Genomic DNA, 3792 nt, shown 5'->3' with positions numbered 1-3792 from the left:
GAATCAAGCCCCGGCGGCACCGTCATCGACGCCTGCGCCGGCGTCAACGCCTGCGGCGATCCCGACCACCACGACGCTGATCGAGCAGCCGTAGCGCGTGAAACAGAGCTGATGCGAAGGTGCTGATGCGTAGGTGCTGATGCGAAGGTGCTGATGCGTAGGTCGCGACTCAGCTCTCAGCGATATCCGTCGGATTCCGAAGCCGCCTCGTTGAGTGAGGCGTCGGCGTAACCGCGGCAATAGTCCCACGTCACGTAGGAATCGGGTTCGGGATCGAATGCCGGCTCGTGCGGACGCACGGTCCCGTCGACCAGAAGCTGCAGCAGGTTCGCACGCAGCATGTCCCAGTCGTGGTAGTGGTCCTGCTGGCATTCCTCACAGCAGACGACGAGACCGCGAATTCCCTTGTGCGCCAGCAATGCTTCGTAGACCGCGAGATCAGCGAGATCGGCTTCGACCGCCATGCGCTCCTGCGCGTCCAGCGGTTGCCCAGGCTCCAAGGCATCGAGTGCCCCCGACGGATCGGCTGGGTCGTCGGCAAACGGGTCGGGAGGCAATCCCGGTGGAAGGTGGTCTCGCACGACCCCAAGACTACGCAGCCCCCCAGGTATCGCGCCAGCGCTTGCGCGGCACGTCGGGGGAACGGAAACCGCACGCAGCTTGGCCGATAAGATGTGGCATTCAGGTCAGGTCTGCGCCTGGCCGCATCTGTTACTGGAGGCTCATCCCAATGTCGATACCCACGTCGATGGCCGAAAGCAGTATCCCCATCGCCGTCCCGGTGCCCACCGGGGGTGACGATCCCACCAAGGTGGCGATGCTGGGGCTCACGTTCGACGATGTGCTGTTGCTGCCCGCCGCATCAGATGTGATTCCCGCCACAGCGAACACCTCCAGTCAGCTCACCCGCCGGATCCGGCTGAAAGTCCCTCTGGTGAGTTCGGCCATGGACTCCGTCACCGAGGCGCGCATGGCGATCGCGATGGCGCGCGCCGGGGGTATGGGCGTGTTGCACCGCAACCTTCCGCTGGCCGAACAGGCTGGGCAGGTTGAAACCGTCAAACGATCCGAGGCCGGGATGGTCACCGACCCGGTGACCTGCTCGTCGGACAACACTCTGGCCGAGGTCGACGCCATGTGCGCCCGGTTCCACATTTCGGGCCTTCCTGTGGTCGACGAGCATGGTCAGCTGGTCGGGATTATCACCAACCGCGACATGCGCTTCGAGGTCGACCAGTCCAAGGCGGTCGCCGAGGTGATGACCAAGGCGCCGCTGATCACTGCCCAGGAGGGGGTTTCAGCCGAGGCTGCGCTGGGGTTGCTGCGGCGCCACAAGATCGAGAAGCTGCCGATCGTGGACGGCCGCGGGAAGCTCACCGGGCTCATCACCGTCAAGGACTTCGTCAAAACCGAGCAGTTTCCGCTGGCCACCAAGGATAGTGACGGCCGGCTGCTGGTCGGTGCCGCGGTGGGCGTGGGCGAGGACGCCTGGGCCCGTGCGATGGCGCTCGCCGATGCCGGCGTCGACGTGTTGGTCGTGGACACCGCACACGCCCACAACCGTGGCGTCATAGAGATGGTGCGCCGCCTCAAGGCCGTTGTCGGCGATCGGGTCGACGTCGTCGGCGGTAATGTCGCCACCCGCGCCGCGGCCGCCGCACTGGTGGATGCCGGTGCGGATGCAGTCAAGGTGGGCGTCGGTCCCGGCTCGATCTGCACCACCCGGGTCGTCGCCGGTGTCGGTGCGCCGCAGATCACCGCGATCATGGAGGCAGTGGCGGCCTGTCGTCCCTATGGAGTTCCGGTGATCGGCGACGGCGGGCTTCAGTACTCCGGCGACATCGCCAAGGCGCTCGCGGCCGGTGCATCCACCACAATGCTGGGGTCGCTGCTGGCCGGCACGGCGGAGTCGCCCGGGGACCTGATCCTCGTCAACGGCAAGCAGTTCAAGAGCTACCGCGGCATGGGTTCGCTCGGGGCGATGCAGGGCCGCGGGGCCGGAGGATCGACCGGCGGCGGTTCCCGGGGCTCTTTTTCAAAGGACCGCTACTTCCAGGACGACGTGCTGGCCGAAGACAAGCTGGTGCCCGAGGGCATCGAGGGGAGGGTGCCGTTCCGGGGACCACTCTCGACGGTCATCCATCAGCTCACCGGCGGCTTACGTGCAGCGATGGGTTACACCGGCTCCGCCACCATCGAGCAGTTGCAGCAGGCGCAGTTCGTCCAGATTACGGCCGCTGGGCTCAAGGAAAGCCATCCCCACGACATAACGATGACTGTGGAAGCCCCGAACTACACCAGCCAATAGGGGCTTCGGCCCAGTCAAGGACTGATCCACATGCGCGACATGGTTGAAATCGGCATGGGCCGGACGGCCCGCCGTACCTATGAGCTCGGCGACATCAACATCGTGCCGTCGCGGCGCACCCGTTCGTCGAAGGATGTGTCGACGGCCTGGCAGCTCGACGCCTACCGGTTCGAGATTCCGGTGGTCGCTCATCCCACCGACGCACTGGTCTCGGTGGAGTTCGCCATCGAGCTCGGACGTCGCGGCGGTCTTGGCGTGCTCAACGGCGAGGGTCTGATCGGGCGGCACGCGGACGCCGGCGAAAAAATCGCCCAAGTGATCGAGGTCGCGGACAAGGAGCTGTATCCGTCGGAGTCCATTCGGCTGCTTCAGCAATTGCATTCGGCACCAATCAATCCCGATTATCTCGGCGCGGCGGTCGCGCAGATTCGCGATGCCGGAGTGACCACCGCGGTGCGTATCAGCCCGCAGAAGGCGCAGGCGCTGACACCCACGCTGGTGTCCGCGGGCATCGACCTGCTGGTCATTCAGGGCACGATTATCTCCGCCGAACGCGTTGCCCGGGAGGCCGAACCCCTCAATCTGAAGACCTTCATCTCCGAACTCGACGTGCCGGTGGTCGCCGGCGGCGTGCTGGACCACCGCACTGCGCTGCACCTGATGCGCACCGGTGCCGCGGGCGTGATCGTCGGCTACGGCTCCACCAGTGGGGTCACCACCAGCGACGAAGTGTTGGGCATCAGCGTGCCTATGGCCACGGCCATCGCCGACGCCGCGGCGGCGCGGCGAGAGTACCTCGACGAGACGGGCGGGCGGTACGTTCACGTGCTGGCCGACGGCGACATCCACACCTCTGGGGATCTGGCTAAGGCCATCGCCTGTGGCGCGGATGCCGTGGTGCTCGGAACACCGCTGGCCACGGCCGCCGAAGCCCCCGCGGGAGGATGGTTCTGGCCCGCGGCGGCAGCCCATCCGTCGCTGCCACGGGGTGCATTTCTACAGGTTGCCAGCGGTGCGCGACCTGCCCTGGAGCAGGTGCTGACCGGTCCATCCGACGACCCGTTCGGTTCACTCAACCTTGTCGGCGGTCTGAGTAGGTCGATGGCCAAGGCCGGCTACTGCGACCTCAAGGAGTTCCAGAAGGTCGGGTTGACGGTGGGTAGCTGAACCCCGGTTTGCCCGGTTTGCCCGGTTTGCCCGGTTTGCCCGGTTTGTTGGGCTCGGCGCGTCTGTTGGGCTCGGCGCGGGTGTTGGCGCGGGCGTTGCCGAGCTGCCGAACGTGAAGGCACCTTCACTTTGGGGGCCGAACGTGCCAGCACCTTCACGCTGGGCGGCATGGGTTGCCGAACGTGCCGCCACCTTCACGCTGGGCACGCTGGGCGGCATGGGTTGCCGAACGTGCCGCCACCTTCACGCTGGGCCGCGGGCTTTGCCGAACGTGAAGGCATCTTCACGCTGGGGAGCGAGCGTGCCGCCATTTTCAC

3 protein-coding genes are annotated in these 3792 nt (G+C 66.3%); 2 read left to right on the top strand and 1 reads right to left on the bottom strand.

What is annotated here, in order from left to right:
- Positions 1-176 precede the first annotated feature (176 nt).
- Complete coding sequence (locus ACPGXI_RS17750; RefSeq protein WP_526655306.1) at positions 177-581, bottom strand: DUF5319 family protein; 405 nt, start codon at positions 579-581, stop codon at positions 177-179.
- 149 nt (positions 582-730) lie between these two features.
- Here ACPGXI_RS17750 and guaB point away from each other — a divergent pair, with 149 nt between their 5' ends.
- Complete coding sequence (guaB, locus tag ACPGXI_RS17745) at positions 731-2308, top strand: IMP dehydrogenase (RefSeq protein ID WP_526655304.1); 1578 nt, start codon at positions 731-733, stop codon at positions 2306-2308.
- A gap of 39 nt (positions 2309-2347) precedes the next feature.
- Positions 2348-3475: a GuaB3 family IMP dehydrogenase-related protein gene (locus ACPGXI_RS17740; protein ID WP_526655310.1), complete on the top strand. Its 1128-nt coding sequence runs from the start codon at positions 2348-2350 to the stop codon at positions 3473-3475.
- Positions 3476-3792 lie beyond the last annotated feature (317 nt).

It is taken from the genome of Mycobacterium sp. (assembly GCF_049608025.1).
Taxonomy (GTDB): domain Bacteria; phylum Actinomycetota; class Actinomycetes; order Mycobacteriales; family Mycobacteriaceae; genus Mycobacterium.
The sequence above is the reverse complement of the archived record's forward strand: the minus strand, read 5'-3'. Positions and strand labels throughout refer to the sequence as shown.